A 17,264-nucleotide genomic window follows, 5' to 3' on the forward strand; every position below is an offset into this window, starting at 1 on the left:
ATCTCCTTTGAATGGCGTATCCGGCGTAGATGCCGGTTAGTTCTGATGTTTCTTGTGGTGTCGGATGACTTCCTGAATGATGAAGTTCAGGAAAGCCTTGGCGAAATCGGGGTCCAGATCGGCCTCTTTCGCCAGGTCTTCTAACCGTGCGATCTGCGCCGCTTCGCGCGACGGATCGGACGGGGGAAGGTCGTGTGCGGCCTTGAGCTTGCCAACGGCCTGCGTGTGTTTGAACCGCTCGCCCAGCGTATAGACAAGGATCGCGTCCAGCCGGTCAATGCTTTCGCGGTGGTCCTTCAGCAATGCTGCGGCCTGAGTCACGGGGTTTGTCATTGGCCGGTCCTCTCGGTGGTCAAAGCAGTGTCAGAAAGGTCGAGGGTCGGGTGTCGCCAGATCTGGGCGTGTTTGCCCAACAGCTCGGCATTCTCTTGTTCAAGTGTTGCACCCAGCCGCTCTGCCAGTGCGCGAGAGCGGTCGTTGGCATAAGCGATGTAGGAAATCACGCCGTTCAGCCCATTATGTCGCGCGGCGTAGAGGCGCGCGGCCTGTGCGGCTTCAAACGCAAGGCCACGGCCTTCGAATTGTTCCAGGAGGACCCAGCCCAGCTCTGGCTCTGCCCAGCCCGGTGCATAAATGATGCCAACCCAACCGGCGAACTCACCGGTTGATTTCTCTTCGATATGCCAGCCACCATAGCCGAGTGTCGCCCAGTGCCCGAAACGCCCCATCAGGGATCTCCAGCATTCGAATTCATCTTTTGGCCCGCCAACCATATGGCTGCGCTCGGTCGCGAAAAAGGCAACCATTCCCGGCAGATCGCCCATCACCGGTGCGCGTAGGGTCAGGCGTTCGGTTTCGACGGTGGGGATGCTGTAAGACGTCATGCGTAAGCCTCTATCCCACCGTTCACCAGATCGCCGGGGGCCGGGTGCCGCCAGACTTGCATCGTGCCGAAAGCCGGGTGTTCGAACATATAATCGAACTGCGCTCCCAGCCGTTCCGCCACGGCTTTGCTGCCCAGATTGTCCGGATCGATCAGAGAGATTGCGGTTTCCCAGCCCAGCACATCATAGGCATGCGCGCGCGCAGCCAGTGCCGCTTCGGTCGCATAGCCCTTGCCCGTTGCATGGTTCATCAGGGTCCAGCCAATTTCGGGCTCGGGCCAGCTATGAGGGTTCCACAAGCCAACATGGCCCACATAGGTGCCAGTGTCTTTTTCCTCGACGCCCCAGAAGCCATATCCCCGCATCGCCCAGTGACCTAACAGCATGGCAACGGCGCGCCATGTCTCATCCGGGCGTTTCGGGCCGCCGACGAATTTCGAGGCGTCGCTGGCAAAGAACTCTGCCTCAGCCTCAAAATCGGCCTCGCAGGGTGCCCGCATGATCAGGCGCTCGGTTTCGAGCGTCGGTATGGCCATGGCAAGTGTCATGCCTGCACCTCGCCGTATCGCCAGACATGCTGGGTTGGACCAAAGGCGCTTTCGGCAACGGTGTCGCGGGTCGCACCCAGACGCTGCGCCAATGCGTTCGAACGTGCGTTGGACTGCGAAACATAGCTTACGAACCGACCCGTCCCGAGCAGATCGAAGCCAAAATCGCGAACGGCGCTGCACGCTTCGGTGGCGTAGCCTTGCATGTGGAACTCGCTTCCGAACATATAGCCAAGCTCGGGCTCGTGATCGTCCCATTCGAGGCCCAGAATGACGAAACCAATGACCTGATTGTCACCTTTTAGCGAGACCGTGAACAGGCCATGACCATGCAAAAGCCAGCCCGATGTGTAGTAGGAAAACTCAGTCCAGGCGTCCTGTTCGGTATCGCCAAAGCTGTCCTTGCAGATTGACGTCCACACCGGCAAGTCGTCCAGTGTGGGCGCACGCAGAACCAGCCGCCGGGTCTGAATAACCGGCAGAACCGCGCGATACTGCGCTGCTGCCATCGCCGCCTTTCCGGACGGGGGCTGGGTGCAGCGTGCTGACGTCACTTTTTCTTTCCAAACCCGCTCAGGCCCGGGGGCAGGCCCATGCCGCCGCCCAGTCCGGGCAGGCCGCCGGGCATTTTACCGCCCATCGCCTTAGCGGCTTGTTCCAGCGCCTTGGGGTCCATGCCTGCAGCCATCTCGTCGGGGCTGGGGCCGCCTTTGCCAAACATGCCTTTCATGGCCTGTTTCAGCATCTTGCCTTTGCCCATCTTGCCCATCTTCTTCATCATGTCCGACATCTGACGGTGCATCTTGAGCAGCTTGTTGAGGTCGCTGACCTCCATCCCCGAACCAGCGGCAATCCGTTTCTTGCGGCTGGCCTGCAGCAGCTGTGGATTGGCACGTTCGCGTTTGGTCATCGACTGGATCATGGCGATCTGCCGCTTGAGCACCTTGTCGTCCATGCCGGCCTCTTCGACCTGTTTGGCCATCTTGCCCATGCCCGGCATCATGCCCATCATGCCCTGCATGCCACCCATCTGGATCATCTGTTCCAGCTGCATTTTCAGGTCGTTCATGTTGAACTGACCTTTGACCATGCGCTTCATCATGCGCTCGGTCTGTTCCATCTCCATCGTTTCCTGGGCCTTTTCGACCAGAGCAACGATGTCGCCCATGCCCAGAATACGACCGGCGATCCGGTCCGGCTCGAAGGTCTCCAGCGCGTCCATCTTCTCACCCAGACCGACAAAGCGGATCGGCTTGCCGGTGACCGCGCGCATCGACAGGGCCGCACCACCGCGCCCATCGCCGTCCATCCGGGTCAGGACCACGCCCGAGATGCCGACCTTGGCGTCGAACTCCTCGGCGACCTCGACGGCGACCTGACCGGTCAGGCCATCGACAACCAGCAGGGTCTCGCGCGGGTCAACCGCGTTGCGAACCTGCTCGACCTCGTCCATCAGCACTTCGTCGATATGCAGACGACCCGCAGTGTCGAGCATGTAGACGTCGTAGCCGCCCAAAGTGGCCTGCTGCTTGGCGCGTTTGGCGATATCAACGGGTTTCTGGCCCGGCACGATCGGCAGTGTATCTACACCAACCTGCGTTCCCAGAACCGCCAGCTGATCCATCGCCGCCGGGCGATAGACGTCGAGCGAGGCCATCAGGACCTTTTTGCCCTCTTTCTCTTTCAGGCGTTTCGCCAGTTTACCGGTGGTGGTCGTCTTACCCGAGCCCTGCAGGCCGACCATCAGGATCGGGGCAGGCGGGTTGTCGATCTTCAGTGCGCCGGGGTCTTCCTCACCACGCAGTGTATCAACCAGCGCATCGTGCACGATCTTGACGACTTGCTGACCGGGGGTGATCGACTTGGTCACCGCTTGGCCGGTTGCCTGTTCCTGCACCTTCTTGACGAACTCGCGCGCCACCGGCAGCGAGACGTCAGCCTCAAGCAGGGCAACCCGCACTTCACGCAGGGCGGTCTTGACGTCTTCTTCGCTCAGAGCACCCTGTTTGGTCAGCCGGTCAAAGACGCCGGAAAGGCGTTCGGATAGATTTTCAAACATGCCTTCGGCCTCCTATGCCGGTTGTCAGTTGGCGCTTCTCAAATAAGAAACCCCGGTTAAATGCACAATTGCCCCCTCCCACTGAATTAGACGTGGGGGTAATGCCAAATGGCATTGCCCCCACGGGCGAAACTCGCTGGTGGGGGGCGATCCCTGAACGACACAAGGGACCGGAAGGATCGTCTCTTCCGGATGTTTGGAGGGGCTTTAGGCGGATTGACTGTCAGAGTCAACCTTGCGCGCCGGAAGCCAGGTGTTGACCGCATCGACCAGCCGCTGCGCGCCGCGTCCGCTGACATAGGCTTCGACAATCGGGTGACGACCAGTGCTCATTCCCTTGTCCAGGATCAGAACGGGACGATGCATCTTGGACGTGGTCCTGACGCGGCTTGAGGTGGTGGTCTCCACCTCGGCATGGGACAGGTTCGACAGCTCATGTTCCACGGTGTCATATCCAAAGATCGATTGGCGGCGGATCAAAATGCTATTGCTGGTGCGGTCGAATATGACCTGCACGCGGCGCACAAAGACGCAGAAGGCGCCAAAGCCCAAACCGCCACCGACCAGGGCAAAGAAAATGCCGAACAATATACCCTCACCTCCTTCGGTGGCCATGAAGAGGCCACCGCCGACAAAACAGAGGATAAAGACGACCAACATGATGCCGATCAGCCAGGGCGTGTTGGACAGGATCAACTGGTCCGGGGTGGTGCGCGTCACTTTCATGGCGGCACGCTAGCATCGATTTCTTGGGCTGTCCTGACTTGAATTTGCGGGCGTGCTGCGCGATGAGCGTGCCAGACAGGAGGGTCCCATGGACGCATCATCCGCTTTTCAGAACACATTGCCGCTCAGTTCCGATGCGTTGCTGGCGCAGTTGGATGCGTGGGGGCTGACCTACCGGCTTCATACCCATGTGCCGCTGCGGACGGTCGAAGACGCCAAGGGCGTCGAAGAGCAATTCATGGTACCCGGCGAGAACGCTTTGCGCCTGAAGAACCTGTATCTGCGCGACAAGAAAAAGCGGAATTATCTGGTCACGCTGGAACAGAGCCGCGAGATCGACCTCAAGGCGTTGGGGGTAGAATTGGGGGCCGGCAACCTGTCCTTTGGGTCGGCGGACCGACTGTTCCAAAACCTCGGTATCCGTCCCGGCGCGGTTAGCCCCCTGGCGATGATCAACGGCGTAGGGAATAACGTACAGTTCTTCATGGACGCCGCCGCACAACAGGCGGACGTGATCAATATGCACCCGCTGGTCAATGACAGGACCGTGGTGCTGGCGCGCGCTGATCTGATGACCTTTTTTGATAACATCGGCTGCGAGGTGACCTGGCTGCCCTGATCAGCCCTCCAAAGCCTCTTTCAACGCGCGTGCGACATGCGCGGCCGAGGGGTTGATGAACAGGTGCCCATCGGCCTCGAACACCGGATCGTCCAGATGATCGGGAAAGGCCAGTGGCAATTCGGTGCAGGCCAGCAGGATGGCGGTGCCGGGACTGGCGTGGCGATTGCAGAATGCCAGCAAGCGGGTGCGCGCCGTTTCGGACGCACCGCCGTAGAAGTCGCTGTCAATCATTGCTTGCATCTCGGCAATCTCGTCCTCGGGCAGACGCACGTTTGCCACGATGCCTTCAGCAGCCAGACGGTCGGCATAATTGCGGGCCTGCATGGTAACGGTCGTACCGAGAACCAGCGCCTTTGACGCCCCGGTCGAGGCAGCGGCCTCTGCCGTTGCATCGAAGATGCTGAGAATGGGCATCGAAACCCCCTCGCGGATTGCATGAAGCCGGGCGTGCGGGGTGTTGGAGGCGATGATGCCAAAATCACAACCCGCAGCTTGTAGCGTCAGCAAAGCCTCACGAAACACCGCGTCGAACGCGGCCCAGCTGTTCTCATCCCCGGCTACACCGCGCAGGGCGCGGGTTTTGGCCTGAGTCACCGACTCGATTGTCATTGGGGGAACCGGCAGTGGCGATCCATGACCGCGCTCTGCAAAGTACCGGCCCGCCCCTTGAGCAATGGCGCGGTAGTAGTCCACGGTCGAGGCCCAGCCTACACCGCCCAGAATTCCGATCTTCTTCATGTCAAACGCCCAGCCTGCCGGTTCCCGTTCAGATGCAGACTGGACGTTTCGAGATACAAAGGCCAGAGCCGATCAGGCTGCCAGTTCTGACACCGCCTTGTGGGCGTTCTTGACCGCAGTTTCGGCATCCAGGGCCATCTGATCGGCTGCCACCACATCAACGTCGTGAATGCCAATAAAGCCCAGCACGTGTTTAGCGTATCCGGTGGCAAAATCGATTTCGGATCCCACAGCAGTTCCGCCTGACGCAATGGCGAGAACGGCGCGTTTGCCATCCAACAGCCCTTTGGGGCCGTTTTCGCTGTAGGCAAAGGTCAGACCGGCACGGGCGACCAGATCGATCCAGGCCTTGAACGCGGCGGGAACCGAGAAATTGTAAATCGGCAAACCGATGACAATCGTGTCGGCCTGTTGAAGCTCGTCCACCAGCTCATCCGACAGGGCCAGTTGATCGCGTTGAAGCGCATCCCGCTCTTCTACGGGGGTAAAGTTTGCGGCGATCCAATCCTCGGTCAGCAAGGGCAGGGGGGTGGCCAGATCGCGGCGGATGACACGTCCGGCCCCCAGATGCCGGACAATCCGGTCTGACAGGTCTCGGGTGGCTGACCCGGTGCGGCGGGCAGAAGCATCGATATGCAGGATGGTCTTGGTCATGGTTTTGGGTCCTTTTGGTCGGGGAAATCTTGTTCTGCCTCCAATATGAATGTTGCACACATGAACAAAAGTCGGATATATCAACAGTTATTGTTGGAAATTGCACAGAGACAGCTTGGCCATGGACAATTGGGACGAAGTGAGAACCGCGTATCAGGTGGCCCGGATGGGAACGGTCAGCGGCGCGGCCGAGGTGTTGGGTGTGCACCACGCAACGGTGATCCGGCACATTGACGCGATAGAAGCGCGGTTGGGGGTCAAGCTGTTTCAGCGCCACGCACGGGGCTACACCCCGACCGAGGCTGGCGAGGACCTGCTGCGCGTTGCTCAGGCCACCGAAGACCAGTTCAATCAGCTTGTCGGGCGGATGAAAGGGCGCGGGGACGATGTTTCTGGTGAACTTGTGGTTACCTCGCTGGCGTCTCTCGCACCGCTGGTTGTTCCGACGCTCAGCGAATTCCAAAAATCACATCCCGGGCTGATTGTACGCTACCTGACCGGGGACCGCCTGTTCCGGCTGGAATATGGCGAGGCACATGTGGCAATCCGGGCAGGCGCCGCACCGGATCAACCTGACAACGTCGTGCAGCCTTTTGTGGCCCAAGAGGTCGGGCTGTATGCCAGCAAGGACTATATCGCCCGTCGCGGCAAACCTTCCGGTGTGGAAGATTTTGCCAATCACGCCTTTGTAGGAAATGACGACGAAAACAGCCGCGCGCCGTTCTTCCGGTGGTTGCGGGAAACCGCACCGGCCGAAGCGATTACGTTCCGCTGCTCGAATAACTTCACCGCGGGCGAGGCGGTTCTGGCCGGGGCCGGCATCGGCTTTTTGGCCCGGTGGGAGGCGGCCCGTTACCCGTCGCTTGAAGAAGTGATGCCGCCTTTGCCGGAATGGTCGGGAAAGCTCTGGCTGGTGACCCATGTGGATTTGCACCGCACAACCAAGGTGCAGGCGTTCCTGAAATTTCTCAAGGAACAGGCAAAAGGCTGGTTGCCATGAGCCCACAGGCGCGTGGCCATCTGGCCATGCTCACGTTTTCGGCTCTGGTTGCGGGCAGCTTCTCGCTGGGTTCGATCATTGCCAATGACATCGAACCGGCGGCCCTGAATGCCATGCGATTTGTGATCGCGGCTATCATCATCGGCATCGCAGCAACCGTGACAACCGGCATTCCCCGGACCGCCGCCCAAGCCCCCTGGCGTTATCTAGTTTTAGGCGGCTTGTTCGTCGCGTATTTCGTGCTGATGTTTTACGGCCTGAAGACGGCGCCACCCGTCAGTGCCGCCGCCGTCTTTACCCTCACACCGGTTCTTTCCGCTGTTGCCGGCTGGCTTCTACTGCGTCAGATCACAACGCCGCGGATGGCCTTTGCGCTGACGGTGGGTGCGATCGGGGCACTATGGGTGATTTTCCGGGCCGATTGGTTGGCGTTTCGGGCCTTTGAAGTCGGCAGCGGCGAAATCATCTATTTCTGGGGCTGTGTGGCGCACGCGGTTTATACGCCGATGGTGCGCAAGCTGAACCGTGGCGAACCGGCGGTGGTGTTCACGTTTGGAACGCTTCTGGCGGGATGTCTGATTTTGGTGGTCTTTGGCTGGTCGGACATTCTGGCCACTGACTGGGCAGGCCTTCGGCCTATTGTCTGGGTTGGTATCTTGTACCTGTCGGTGTTCGCCACTGCGGCCAGCTTTGTTCTGGTGCAATTTGCCACCATGCGCTTGCCGTCAGCGAAAGTGATGGCGTACACCTATCTCGTCCCCAGTTGGGTCATTCTTTGGGAAGTTGCGCTGGGCAATGGAATACCAACCGCGCTGGTTATCGGCGGCATCGTTCTGACCGTTGTCGCGTTACTCCTGCTGCTGAAGGAAGAGATTGCAAACCCTGCGCCGGGGAGCCGGGTCCCGGATTAACCCTTGTTTTTCCGGTGCAGTCTGGCAGCATCCCGGCCACAAGACAGGTGCGATTTCAATCCATTCAAAGGGTCAAGTGAGTATGAGTTATTTCCGTAGCGTCATCGTTTTGCTTGCCGCGGGTGCCTGCGCGCAGAGCGGTCAGACCGGAGCCGATGCCGAGACCGATCTGCAGGCCAGCTGCGAGGCACTTGTGGCTGCAGAAACGGGCAGAGGTCCGGGCGATGTCATGGCGCTGTCCACCCAGACAAACCCGACAGGCACGGTCATATCCGTATCTGTTGCCGGTGCCGCAGCGCCTTGGCTGTGCCGCGCCGATGCTGGCGGGGTGATCACGAGCGTTGAATACAGTCAGGAAGGCTGACCCGTGCAGGGAAATTGTGCCTCTGTGTGGGCAAAGCTGCATTTGAGGCAGATCAATGCCATCAAAAACGGCTGGTCCTAGGCTAATTGCCTCAACGAGGAGGATGCCATGTTCAAACACATCATGATCCCTATAGATCTCCATATGCCACCCGAAGTGAGCAAGGCATCCGAAGTTGCCGCGGAAATGGCCAAGTGGCAGGGTGCCAAGATCACGGTTGTCAGCGTAACGGGAACCCAGCCTGGTGACGTTACCCAGTCTAGTGACAAGGTCGAGACGCAACTGGCAGAGATTGCCAATGCGCTTTCCGCACAAAGCGGCGCAAAGGTTGCAACTCGCAACATCCATTCCGTCGATGTTGCTGCCGAGGTTGACGGTGATCTTACCCGCGCCGCCGAGGAGATCGGCGCGGATCTGATTGTTGTTGGAACCCATGCGCCCCGGATTACCGATTATATCTTTTCGAGCCACGCGGGGTATCTGGCCAAACACGCAAGCATGTCGGTTTTTGTTGTGCGCTGATCCTCAGGCCTCATCCGAGGGCAGTTCGACCTCGAGAAACCGCTCAAACGCGTCCAGATTGACCGGTTCGAACTGTCCGAACCCTTGCATCCAGACCGAGGCCGCGCGCAGGGCGTCGGGCTCAAGCTTGCACCATTTGACCCGCCCGCGTTTCTCCTGGCTGATCAGCCCGGCCCGGGTCAGTATGACCAGATGTTTCGAGATCGCGGCCAGCGACATCTCGAACGGTTCCGCCACGTCCGTGACGGCCATATCGTCCTCCAGCAGCATCGCAAGGATGGTGCGGCGGGTGGGGTCGGCGAGAGCGGCGAATACGGTGTCGAGGTCTTTGGACATGCATCCGCTGAACCATAGTGCTCGGGTTTGGTCAACCAATTGGTTGAATATGCGTATCTGCGATGTTCCGTCCGAAGCTGGCAACGAGGCTGGAATTCGCAAACCCATCTCCTGGGAAATATTATATGAAAATCAGATGCTTATGTTGCGCACTCCCGCGTCATCAACGGCGTTGACTCTGCGCCTCTGGCCGCTTAGCACCTGTCCCCAAGACTGTGCGAGGAAAACGCCCGTGACCGATGATGACCAAAAGCAGCGTATGGCGCAGCTTGAGGCCAAGATCGACGCGGCGAAAAAGGCCAAAGCGCCCAAACCTCGCGCAGGCGCTGACGTGTCCGGGGGCGAGCTTGCCTGGAGGATGGTCATCGAAATGGTTTCCGGTCTGGGGATCGGATTTGGCATCGGATACGGGCTGGACAGCCTGCTCGGGACGATCCCGATCTTTCTGGTGCTGTTCACATTGCTGGGCCTTGTCGCGGGCGTGAAGGTTATGCTCCGCAGCGCGAAAGAGGTTCAGGAGAAACAATCGGCGGCGAGTGCAGCCGAGAAGGACGAGAGGGACTGAACGTGGCGACCGAGACCACCGCAGCAGAAGGCAGCAGCCTGGTTTTCCATCCGATGGACCAGTTCATCGTTAAGCCGCTTTTCGGCGACGGTGCGGTAGGTATGTTCACGATCACCAACGTCACGCTGTGGCTGTTCCTGGCAATCGTTGCGATCTTTGCTCTGCTGGTGCTCAGCACGTCCAAGCGCGCCATCGTTCCGACCCGGATGCAGTCGGTGGCCGAGCTGGCCTATGGCTTCATCTACAAGATGCTGGAAGACATATGTGGCAAGGAGGGCGTCAAGTTCTTCCCCTATGTCATGACCCTGTTCATGTTCATCGTCTGTGCAAACTTCCTGGGCATGATCCCCGGGTCCTTCACCACCACATCACATTTCGCCGTGACCATCCCGCTGGCGCTGGCCGTGTTCCTGACCGTGACCATCCTTGGTTTCGTCAAAAACGGTGCTGCGTTTCTGGGCCTGTTCTGGGTCTCGAGCGCACCGCTGGCGCTGCGCCCGATCCTGGCGATCATCGAGTTGATCTCGTACTTCGTACGCCCGGTCAGCCACTCTATTCGTCTCGCCGGTAACGTCATGGCGGGCCACGCTGTTATCAAAGTGTTCGCAGGCTTTGCCGCGGTCGCCGTGATCTCGCCCGTGTCCGTGCTGGCGATCACCGCAATGTATGGTCTTGAGGTGCTCGTGTCCTTCATCCAGGCCTACGTATTCACCATTCTGACCTGTGTTTATCTGAAGGATGCGCTGCATCCGTCGCACTAAGGTCCGAACCCCCAACATCGAAACTTCCAATTCGTAAGGAGATACATCATGGAAGGCGATCTCGCACACATCGGCGCAGGCCTGGCAGCAATCGGTTCCGGCGCAGCCGCAATCGGGGTGGGCAACGTTGCAGGCAACTTCCTGGCCGGCGCCCTGCGCAACCCTTCGGCGGCTGCTTCGCAGACCGCAACCCTGTTCATCGGTATCGCATTCGCAGAAGCCCTGGGGATCTTCGCATTCCTGGTCTCGCTGCTGCTGATGTTCGCCGTATAATCTGCGGAACCTGATCCTTACGCGCAGGTGGGTCCAAGCCATAGCGGCCCGCCTGTTGTAAAGACAAGTTTCCGACGGAGGATATCATGGCGACTGAACCCCTTACAAAAGAGGTAGCTGGCTCGTGCGTCGACTCCTATGGCTCTGCCATCGGGATGCCGCAGCTCTGCTTCGATTGGTTCCCCAACCAGATTTTCTGGCTGGTCATTACGCTGGTCGTCATCTTTCTGGTCCTGTCCCGCGTGGCTCTGCCACGCATCGCGGCAATCCTGGCTGAACGTCAGGGGACCATTACAAATGACCTGGCTGCGGCCGAAGATCTGAAAGCCAAAGCGGTCGAGGCCGAAGAGGCCTATAACAAGGCGCTGGCCGATGCCCGTTCTGAGGCACAGCGTATCGCTGCCGAAGCACGTGCTGAAATCCAGTCCGGTCTGGATGGCGCGATCGCCAAGGCGGATGCGGAAATCGCTGCAAAAGCGGCTGAATCGGAAAAGGCGATTGCCGACATCCGGGCCAGTGCGCTGGATAGCATTCAAGTGGTTGCCAAGGATACGGCGGCTGAACTGGTCACCGCGCTGGGCGGCAAGGCAGATGCCAAAGCCATCGACAGTGCTGTTGACGCACAGGTAAAGGGATAAGCGACATGCGGAACATTCTTGCCCTTGTCCTGACATTTGGTGCAGCCAGCCCGGCATTGGCGGCCAAAGGCCCGTTCTTCTCGCTGGGGAACACCGACTTTGTCGTTTTGCTGGGCTTAATCGTCTTCATCGCGATTCTGGTCTATTTCAAGGTTCCGGGCATGATCGGCGGTGCTCTGGACAACCGTGCCGACGGCATCAAGGCTGAACTGGACGAAGCCCGTGCCCTGCACGAAGAAGCCCGCAGCCTGTTGGCATCATACGAGCGCAAACAGCGCGAAGTGCAGACCCAGGCGGACGCCATCGTCGCTGCTGCAAAAGAGGATGCAGCACTTGCGGCCGAACAGGCCAAAGTCGACCTCGATAGGTCGATAGAGCGCCGTCTGGCGGCGGCACAAGACCAAATCGCATCGGCTGAGGCCTCGGCAGTCAAGGAAGTGCGCGATCAGGCGATCACCGTCGCGGTCTCTGCGGCAAACGCTGTGCTGGCGAAGCAAATGACTGCCGCTCAGGCGAACAAGTTGATTGATGCGTCGATTGCGGATGTTGGTGAAAAGCTGCACTGACGGGATTCCATTGCGCTTGTACTGCAACAGCAACAATGCCCTGATCCTCCCCCTCTGAAGTGGTCCGCCGTTATGGTTAAGAAAATGGAGGAACCACATGGCGAACAAGCGACCGAAGCCGGAAGAGATTGTCTCGAAGTTGCGGCAGGTTGAGATATTGATGGGGCAAGGCATGTCCCGTCTGGATGCGATCCGGCAGATTGGTGTTGTTGAACAGACCTATTATCGCTGGAGGAAGAAGTACGGCGGAATGGGTACGGATCAATTGAAGGAACTTAAGCGCCTTCAAAAAGAGAATGAGCGTCTTCGAAAGGCCGTCTCGGATCTTACCCTGGACAAACTGATCCTGACGGAGGCGGCCAAGGGAAACTACTGAGCCCCGCCCGTCGCCGTGCCTGCATCAACCATGTGCGCCACAAACTGCGTGTCTCAGAACGCCGGGCGTGTCGCGTCCTGAAACAGCACCGATCCACACAGCGAAAGCTGCCGAAAGGTCGAACTGACGAGAAGCGCCTGGTGGCGGACATGATAGAATTGGCCCGCCAGTATGGCCGCTACGGTTATCGCCGGATCGCGGCTTTGCTGAGAGATGCGGGCTGGCAGGTGAATGACAAGCGCGTCGAGAGGCTTTGGCGTCGGGAGGGGCTGAAAGTGCCAATGAAACAACCAAAGAAGGGGCGGCTCTGGTTAAATGATGGATCGTGTGTTCGGCTGCGGCCGGAGCATCGAAACCACGTCTGGAGCTATGACTTCGTGCATTGTCGAACGGATGACGGAAAGGCATTCCGCACGCTCAACGTCATTGATGAGTACAGCCGGGAGTGCTTGGCGATCCGTGTGGACCGCAAGCTGAACTCCAGCGATGTCATCGACGTGCTGAGTGACCTGTTCATCATGCGCGGTGTGCCAAGCTACATTCGCTCCGACAATGGCCCTGAGTTCATTGCCGTGGCGGTGCAAGACTGGATCAATGCAGTTGGAGCAAAGACCGCATACATCGAGCCAGGCAGCCCATGGGAGAACGGTTACTGTGAAAGTTTCAATGCGCGGTTCAGAGATGAGTTCCTGAATGGAGAAGTCTTCTACTGTCTAAGAGAAGCGCAGATTTTGATCGAAGAATGGAGGAAACACTACAACACAAAACGCCCTCACAGTGCTCTGGGATATAAACCGCCGGCCCCGGAAACCATCGTTCAAATGGACCAAAGGCCGGTCATGCACTAACAATCAAATTGGACCACACAAATGGGGCTGATCACAACCGATTGAACGGTCTTTGATTGCAGGCAGGTAGATTGTCGAACTTAATAAAATACATTTAAAAGCAACTATTTATATCGCACCTCCACAGATGAGGTCACCTGACGTAGAAGGTCAGTACCTCGCGATTTTCGAACAAGCAACGGGCGACGCCGAATAGATATCATGTGAAACTTTTGTGAAGTTTCGCCTTCCTTGTTTTGGATCAACCTGCGTTTCGCCCCGGCGTGTGAGGCATGTGGTGACAGATAAGAGGAGGCTCGCATGCTCTGCATCACAGAACAGGATTTCACGCGATCTGCATTGCAACTGAAGAATTCACCGCCGCTGATGGAGATCAGGGGGCTTTCGCTTTTCTATGAAGACAAACAGGCGCTGAAGAATGTCAGCTTTGACCTATATGACAACGAAATCCTCGCATTGATAGGCCCGTCTGGATGCGGAAAATCCACGGCTCTCAAATGTCTGAACCGGATGCATGACGAAACGCGCGGTGTGCGGATCGAGGGGGCAATCACAATGGGTGGCGAGGACATTCATGCGCCGCACATTGATCCGCCGGTTCACCGGAAGAAATTTGGTTGGGTCGCGCAGAAGCCGAACCCGTTTCCTGTTTCCATTTGGGAAAACGTTGCCTATGGCGCGCGCATTCACGGGTTCTTTACCCGGTCGGCAGAGCTTGAAGCCCATGTCGAGCAATGCCTGAAGCGGGCCCATCTATGGGATGAGGTCAAGGATGTTCTGCGCAGTAAGAAGGGGACAGACCTGTCTGGCGGGCAACAACAAAGGCTGTGCATTGCGCGGGCGTTGGGGACGAAACCGGACATTATGCTGATGGATGAGCCGACGGGCTCAATCGACCCGATTGCAACTGCAAAAGTCGAAGAGCTCATGGTGGACCTCAGGCAGGATCATAGTGTGGTCGTTATTACACATTCGATGATGGAAGCGCGCAGGATTGCTGACCGGGTCGCTTTCTTTCATCTGGGCGAACTGCTCGAAATCGGACCGACCGAGCAGGTTTTTGAGCACCCGGTTCACGAGAAGACCCGCGCCTTTGTCCGTGGCAAGACAGGCTGATCCCGATCAGCGACAAACGGTTGGACAGGGGAGGAGGACGAGCAGGTCAGATGCGGCTGCGCATCAATCCTGCTCTGTCTCATGGGCGAGACGCCGGAGCGCAATCTCCTCGTTTCGCTCGGCCTTTTGCTGATCTTCCATACAACGCTCGACATAGTCCAGATGGCGCTCGACGGCGTGCCGTGCCGCCGACGGGTCGCGGGCTTGTATGGCGGCGTTGATAGCGCGATGCTGGCCCAGGATGGCGTCGCGCGTCGCACGCTGCTGGAACATGATCTGCCGATTGTAGAACACGCCTTGTTGCAGCAGGTCATACATGGACCGCATCATGTGCAGCATCACAACGTTGTGGCTGGCCTCGATGATGGCCATATGAAACTCGGCGTCCAGTCTCGTTTCATCCTCGGTTACGTTGCGCGCATGCGCGGCTTCCATCTTGTCAAAGAGGGTCTGCACCACTTTCAGGTCACTGTCAGAACCCAGCCGGGCAGCGCGTTCCGCCGCCAGACCTTCCATGTCCCGCCGAAAGGACAAATAGTCAAACACCGCCTCTTCATGGCTGCCGAACAAACGGGTCAGAGCGGGCGAAAAGGCAGACCCCAGAACTTCTGCCACATAGATACCGGATCCGGCCTTCGCCGACAGCAGTCCCTGTTCCTGCAACTCGGAAATCGCCTCACGCAGGGAGGGGCGAGACACGCCCAGGCGCTCTGCCAATTCGCGCTCGGGCGGCAGGCGCTCGCCGGGGCGCAGAATACCGCGCAGGATCAGCAACTCGATCTGCCGGACGACTGCGATGGACAGCTTTTCGGTCTCAACTTTTTGAAAGGGCATCGTGCCGTCATCTGAAATTGGTCAAATCATATGACCACATAATACGGGGTGGATCAAGGATTTGGGGTCACGTTGCATGAAACATTAGGTCAGAAATATTGACTTTAATGAGCGCTTGCCTAGTCTGCGCCGAATACTGACCGGAGGAGCCAGATGTCCACACAGGCATTGTTCGCCACCCGAGCCTCTCGGATGAAAGCATCAGAGATACGTGAATTGCTGAAATTGCTGGATCAGCCGGGGATTATCTCCTTCGCTGGTGGTATTCCCGACCCGGCGCTGTTTCCTGCCGACGAATTTGCGCAAGCCTTTCAGGCCGCGCTGGGCCCCGAGCAAAAAGCGCAGGCGCTGCAGTATTCGATCAGCGAAGGATATGCGCCTTTGCGGGAATGGATCGCAGAGTACATGCGTGGGATTGGGGTAGCGTGTGAGATTGACAACATTCTGATCACCTCCGGTTCGCAGCAGGCATTGGATTATCTGGGTAAGCTCTACCTGTCCCCAGGCGATACCGCCCTTGTCGGCTGGCCCACCTATCTGGGTGCGATCAACGCTTTTGATGCGTATGAGCCGCGCTATGACCGGTTGAGCATCAATGGCAATCGGGGTGCTGCGGAATACAGGACCGCAGCCGGCGAGGGCTTAATCAAGTTCGCCTATCTGTCTGCTGATTTTGCCAATCCGACCGGCGAAACCGTTGATTTGCGGGGCCGCGAGGCGTTGCTGGATCTGGCCGAAGACCTAAACTGCGCGGTGATCGAGGATGGGGCCTATCAGGCCCTGCGCTATGATGGCGATCCGATCCCGCCCATTCTGGCGCTGGAACTCGCACGTAAGGGCTCGATCGAAGACTGCCGGACGATCTACTGCGGCACCTTCTCCAAAACCCTGTCTCCGGGCCTCCGGGTCGGCTGGGTCGTGGCAGCCAAACCGGTGATTTCGCAGCTGGTGTTGTTGAAACAGGCCGCCGATCTGCATTCTGCCACCGTCAACCAGATGGCGGTGCATCAGGTGGCGCAAGCCTGCTTTGAAACACATGTGCCAAGGCTGCGCGACGTCTATGGCGCGCGCCGGGATGCGATGATGGACGCACTGGCCCAGCATATGCCGGACGGGGTTGACTGGACCCGGCCCGAAGGTGGGATGTTTGTTTGGGTCACGCTTCCTAAAGACATGAATGGTGCCGACTTGCTGGAACGGTCGCTGGAAACGATCAAGGTGGCCTTTGTACCGGGTCAGGCTTTTTATCCTGATGACACTGGCGCCAATACGATCCGGCTCAGCTTCTCGAATTCCGACGCAGCGACGATCCGCGAAGGCATTCGCAAGTTGGGAGAGTTGTTGCGAACTTGAGCCGCGAAAGGTTCTGTTAACCATATTGCCGCAATGCTGCGGCATGATCCGGTATCTTGCCTTTCTGCTGTTGGCGGCGTGCTCGGCAGGCACGCCTCACTTCCGCGACGTGCCCGTAACCCGGGTTGCGGTGAATGGCAGCGTTTTCGACGTGCGGGTACGCGGCGAACTGGCCGAGGCGGTGCGGATCAACAGCCAATACGCACCGCGATTGGGCCCGATCCGTGATCGGGCCGCATTGGCGATGGCGCAGGTTTCGGGGTGCCCGCTTCTGGATGTGTTGGGCGACGCGGCAGTGACAATCGGCATTCTGGGATGTGACCGGGAACTAGGGCAAAAGCTGATTTTCGGCGCGCTCCTCCGCCGTCCCTATGAATGCGTCAATTACGGCGGGTACGACTACGCCGTGTACGAATGCACCCCTTATTGAAACGCGCGGATTGTTGCGAAAACTGGCAAGATATTGTGGATAACTCGAGTGATTGGTCCATATCCTGCGTATCTTCGTTGACTCAGGCCCCATCACTTGCGCAGACTTCTTATTCATAGGAATCATTCCACGAGCAGCCA

24 protein-coding genes are annotated in these 17,264 nt (G+C 58.5%); 14 read left to right on the plus strand and 10 right to left on the minus strand.

The annotated features are described in order from the left end of the window. Nucleotides 1–36: 36 nt before the first annotated feature. The 6 genes from ACR3E0_RS05375 to ACR3E0_RS05400 form a co-directional block, all read right to left on the minus strand. Entirely contained in the window at nucleotides 37–333 is a 297-nt protein-coding gene (locus ACR3E0_RS05375) for a chorismate mutase (RefSeq protein ID WP_039541590.1), read from the minus strand. Continuing rightward, a complete protein-coding gene (locus ACR3E0_RS05380; RefSeq protein WP_480476899.1) occupies nucleotides 330–884 on the minus strand; it encodes a GNAT family N-acetyltransferase in 555 nt (184 codons plus the stop codon). Before ACR3E0_RS05380 ends, ACR3E0_RS05375 begins: the two co-directional genes overlap by 4 nt. After that, nucleotides 881–1,432, minus strand: a complete 552-nt coding sequence (locus tag ACR3E0_RS05385) for a GNAT family N-acetyltransferase (RefSeq protein ID WP_480476901.1) — start codon at nucleotides 1,430–1,432, stop codon at nucleotides 881–883. Before ACR3E0_RS05385 ends, ACR3E0_RS05380 begins: the two co-directional genes overlap by 4 nt. Next, entirely contained in the window at nucleotides 1,429–1,986 is a 558-nt protein-coding gene (locus ACR3E0_RS05390; RefSeq protein WP_480476903.1) for a GNAT family N-acetyltransferase, read from the minus strand. The genes ACR3E0_RS05385 and ACR3E0_RS05390 overlap by 4 nt, the downstream gene beginning before the upstream one ends. Beyond that, nucleotides 1,983–3,491: a signal recognition particle protein gene (gene ffh, locus ACR3E0_RS05395; protein ID WP_480476905.1), complete on the minus strand. Its 1,509-nt coding sequence runs from the start codon at nucleotides 3,489–3,491 to the stop codon at nucleotides 1,983–1,985. The genes ACR3E0_RS05390 and ffh overlap by 4 nt, the downstream gene beginning before the upstream one ends. A 207-nt stretch (nucleotides 3,492–3,698) precedes the next feature. Then, complete coding sequence (locus tag ACR3E0_RS05400) at nucleotides 3,699–4,217, minus strand: hypothetical protein (protein WP_480476907.1); 519 nt, start codon at nucleotides 4,215–4,217, stop codon at nucleotides 3,699–3,701. Between the two features lie 88 nt (nucleotides 4,218–4,305). On the opposite strand from ACR3E0_RS05400, the gene ACR3E0_RS05405 reads away from it, so the two are divergent. Continuing rightward, nucleotides 4,306–4,836: a prolyl-tRNA synthetase associated domain-containing protein gene (locus ACR3E0_RS05405; RefSeq protein ID WP_480476909.1), complete on the plus strand. Its 531-nt coding sequence runs from the start codon at nucleotides 4,306–4,308 to the stop codon at nucleotides 4,834–4,836. Here the strand turns inward: ACR3E0_RS05405 and ACR3E0_RS05410 are convergent, their stop codons facing one another. After that, on the minus strand, nucleotides 4,837–5,577 hold the full coding sequence (locus tag ACR3E0_RS05410; RefSeq protein ID WP_480476911.1) for an aspartate/glutamate racemase family protein: 741 nt from the start codon (nucleotides 5,575–5,577) through the stop codon (nucleotides 4,837–4,839). A 72-nt stretch (nucleotides 5,578–5,649) separates the two neighbouring features. Continuing rightward, the gene (locus tag ACR3E0_RS05415) at nucleotides 5,650–6,231 is read right to left on the minus strand and encodes an FMN-dependent NADH-azoreductase (RefSeq protein WP_480476913.1); all 582 of its coding nucleotides are present in this window, start codon (nucleotides 6,229–6,231) and stop codon (nucleotides 5,650–5,652) included. A gap of 121 nt (nucleotides 6,232–6,352) precedes the next feature. Between ACR3E0_RS05415 and ACR3E0_RS05420 the strand changes: the two genes are divergently transcribed. From ACR3E0_RS05420 to ACR3E0_RS05435, 4 genes are all read left to right on the plus strand, one after another. Continuing rightward, nucleotides 6,353–7,231 (plus strand): LysR family transcriptional regulator, encoded by an 879-nt coding sequence (locus ACR3E0_RS05420; RefSeq protein ID WP_480476915.1) that lies wholly within the window; start codon nucleotides 6,353–6,355, stop codon nucleotides 7,229–7,231. After that, complete coding sequence (locus ACR3E0_RS05425; protein ID WP_480476917.1) at nucleotides 7,228–8,142, plus strand: DMT family transporter; 915 nt, start codon at nucleotides 7,228–7,230, stop codon at nucleotides 8,140–8,142. Before ACR3E0_RS05420 ends, ACR3E0_RS05425 begins: the two co-directional genes overlap by 4 nt. 82 nt (nucleotides 8,143–8,224) lie before the next feature. After that, complete coding sequence (locus tag ACR3E0_RS05430; RefSeq protein ID WP_480476919.1) at nucleotides 8,225–8,506, plus strand: hypothetical protein; 282 nt, start codon at nucleotides 8,225–8,227, stop codon at nucleotides 8,504–8,506. Between the two features lie 108 nt (nucleotides 8,507–8,614). After that, complete coding sequence (locus ACR3E0_RS05435) at nucleotides 8,615–9,028, plus strand: universal stress protein (protein ID WP_480476921.1); 414 nt, start codon at nucleotides 8,615–8,617, stop codon at nucleotides 9,026–9,028. A gap of 3 nt (nucleotides 9,029–9,031) precedes the next feature. Here ACR3E0_RS05435 and ACR3E0_RS05440 read toward each other — a convergent pair whose 3' ends face one another. Continuing rightward, the gene (locus tag ACR3E0_RS05440) at nucleotides 9,032–9,364 is read right to left on the minus strand and encodes an ArsR/SmtB family transcription factor (RefSeq protein ID WP_480476923.1); all 333 of its coding nucleotides are present in this window, start codon (nucleotides 9,362–9,364) and stop codon (nucleotides 9,032–9,034) included. A 232-nt stretch (nucleotides 9,365–9,596) separates the two neighbouring features. Between ACR3E0_RS05440 and ACR3E0_RS05445 the strand changes: the two genes are divergently transcribed. From ACR3E0_RS05445 to ACR3E0_RS05475, 7 genes are all read left to right on the plus strand, one after another. Further along, on the plus strand, nucleotides 9,597–9,929 hold the full coding sequence (locus tag ACR3E0_RS05445) for an AtpZ/AtpI family protein (RefSeq protein WP_480476925.1): 333 nt from the start codon (nucleotides 9,597–9,599) through the stop codon (nucleotides 9,927–9,929). 2 nt (nucleotides 9,930–9,931) lie between these two features. Beyond that, a complete protein-coding gene (locus ACR3E0_RS05450; protein ID WP_480476927.1) occupies nucleotides 9,932–10,690 on the plus strand; it encodes a F0F1 ATP synthase subunit A in 759 nt (252 codons plus the stop codon). Between the two features lie 48 nt (nucleotides 10,691–10,738). Continuing rightward, nucleotides 10,739–10,963 (plus strand): F0F1 ATP synthase subunit C, encoded by a 225-nt coding sequence (locus ACR3E0_RS05455; RefSeq protein ID WP_005981269.1) that lies wholly within the window; start codon nucleotides 10,739–10,741, stop codon nucleotides 10,961–10,963. A gap of 86 nt (nucleotides 10,964–11,049) precedes the next feature. Next, nucleotides 11,050–11,601 (plus strand): F0F1 ATP synthase subunit B', encoded by a 552-nt coding sequence (locus tag ACR3E0_RS05460; protein WP_480476929.1) that lies wholly within the window; start codon nucleotides 11,050–11,052, stop codon nucleotides 11,599–11,601. A gap of 5 nt (nucleotides 11,602–11,606) precedes the next feature. Next, nucleotides 11,607–12,167, plus strand: a complete 561-nt coding sequence (locus ACR3E0_RS05465; protein WP_480476931.1) for a F0F1 ATP synthase subunit B — start codon at nucleotides 11,607–11,609, stop codon at nucleotides 12,165–12,167. 97 nt (nucleotides 12,168–12,264) lie between these two features. Next, nucleotides 12,265–13,391 (plus strand): IS3 family transposase gene (locus ACR3E0_RS05470; RefSeq protein ID WP_480424917.1). Its coding sequence is split into 2 segments (ribosomal slippage): nucleotides 12,265–12,529 and nucleotides 12,529–13,391, totalling 1,128 coding nucleotides; the frame shifts between segments, so codons are not numbered across the junction. Nucleotides 13,392–13,757: 366 nt separating this feature from the next. After that, the gene (locus ACR3E0_RS05475) at nucleotides 13,758–14,507 is read left to right on the plus strand and encodes a phosphate ABC transporter ATP-binding protein (protein WP_480480950.1); all 750 of its coding nucleotides are present in this window, start codon (nucleotides 13,758–13,760) and stop codon (nucleotides 14,505–14,507) included. Between the two features lie 63 nt (nucleotides 14,508–14,570). Here ACR3E0_RS05475 and ACR3E0_RS05480 read toward each other — a convergent pair whose 3' ends face one another. Continuing rightward, complete coding sequence (locus ACR3E0_RS05480) at nucleotides 14,571–15,341, minus strand: FCD domain-containing protein (protein ID WP_480476933.1); 771 nt, start codon at nucleotides 15,339–15,341, stop codon at nucleotides 14,571–14,573. A 153-nt stretch (nucleotides 15,342–15,494) separates the two neighbouring features. Here ACR3E0_RS05480 and ACR3E0_RS05485 point away from each other — a divergent pair, with 153 nt between their 5' ends. Together ACR3E0_RS05485 and ACR3E0_RS05490 are read left to right on the plus strand one after the other, a co-directional pair. Beyond that, nucleotides 15,495–16,694: an aminotransferase-like domain-containing protein gene (locus tag ACR3E0_RS05485; RefSeq protein WP_480476935.1), complete on the plus strand. Its 1,200-nt coding sequence runs from the start codon at nucleotides 15,495–15,497 to the stop codon at nucleotides 16,692–16,694. Nucleotides 16,695–16,737: 43 nt separating this feature from the next. Continuing rightward, nucleotides 16,738–17,124: a hypothetical protein gene (locus ACR3E0_RS05490; protein ID WP_480476937.1), complete on the plus strand. Its 387-nt coding sequence runs from the start codon at nucleotides 16,738–16,740 to the stop codon at nucleotides 17,122–17,124. Nucleotides 17,125–17,264 lie beyond the last annotated feature (140 nt).

This window comes from Ruegeria sp. AJ12, from assembly GCF_056536245.1.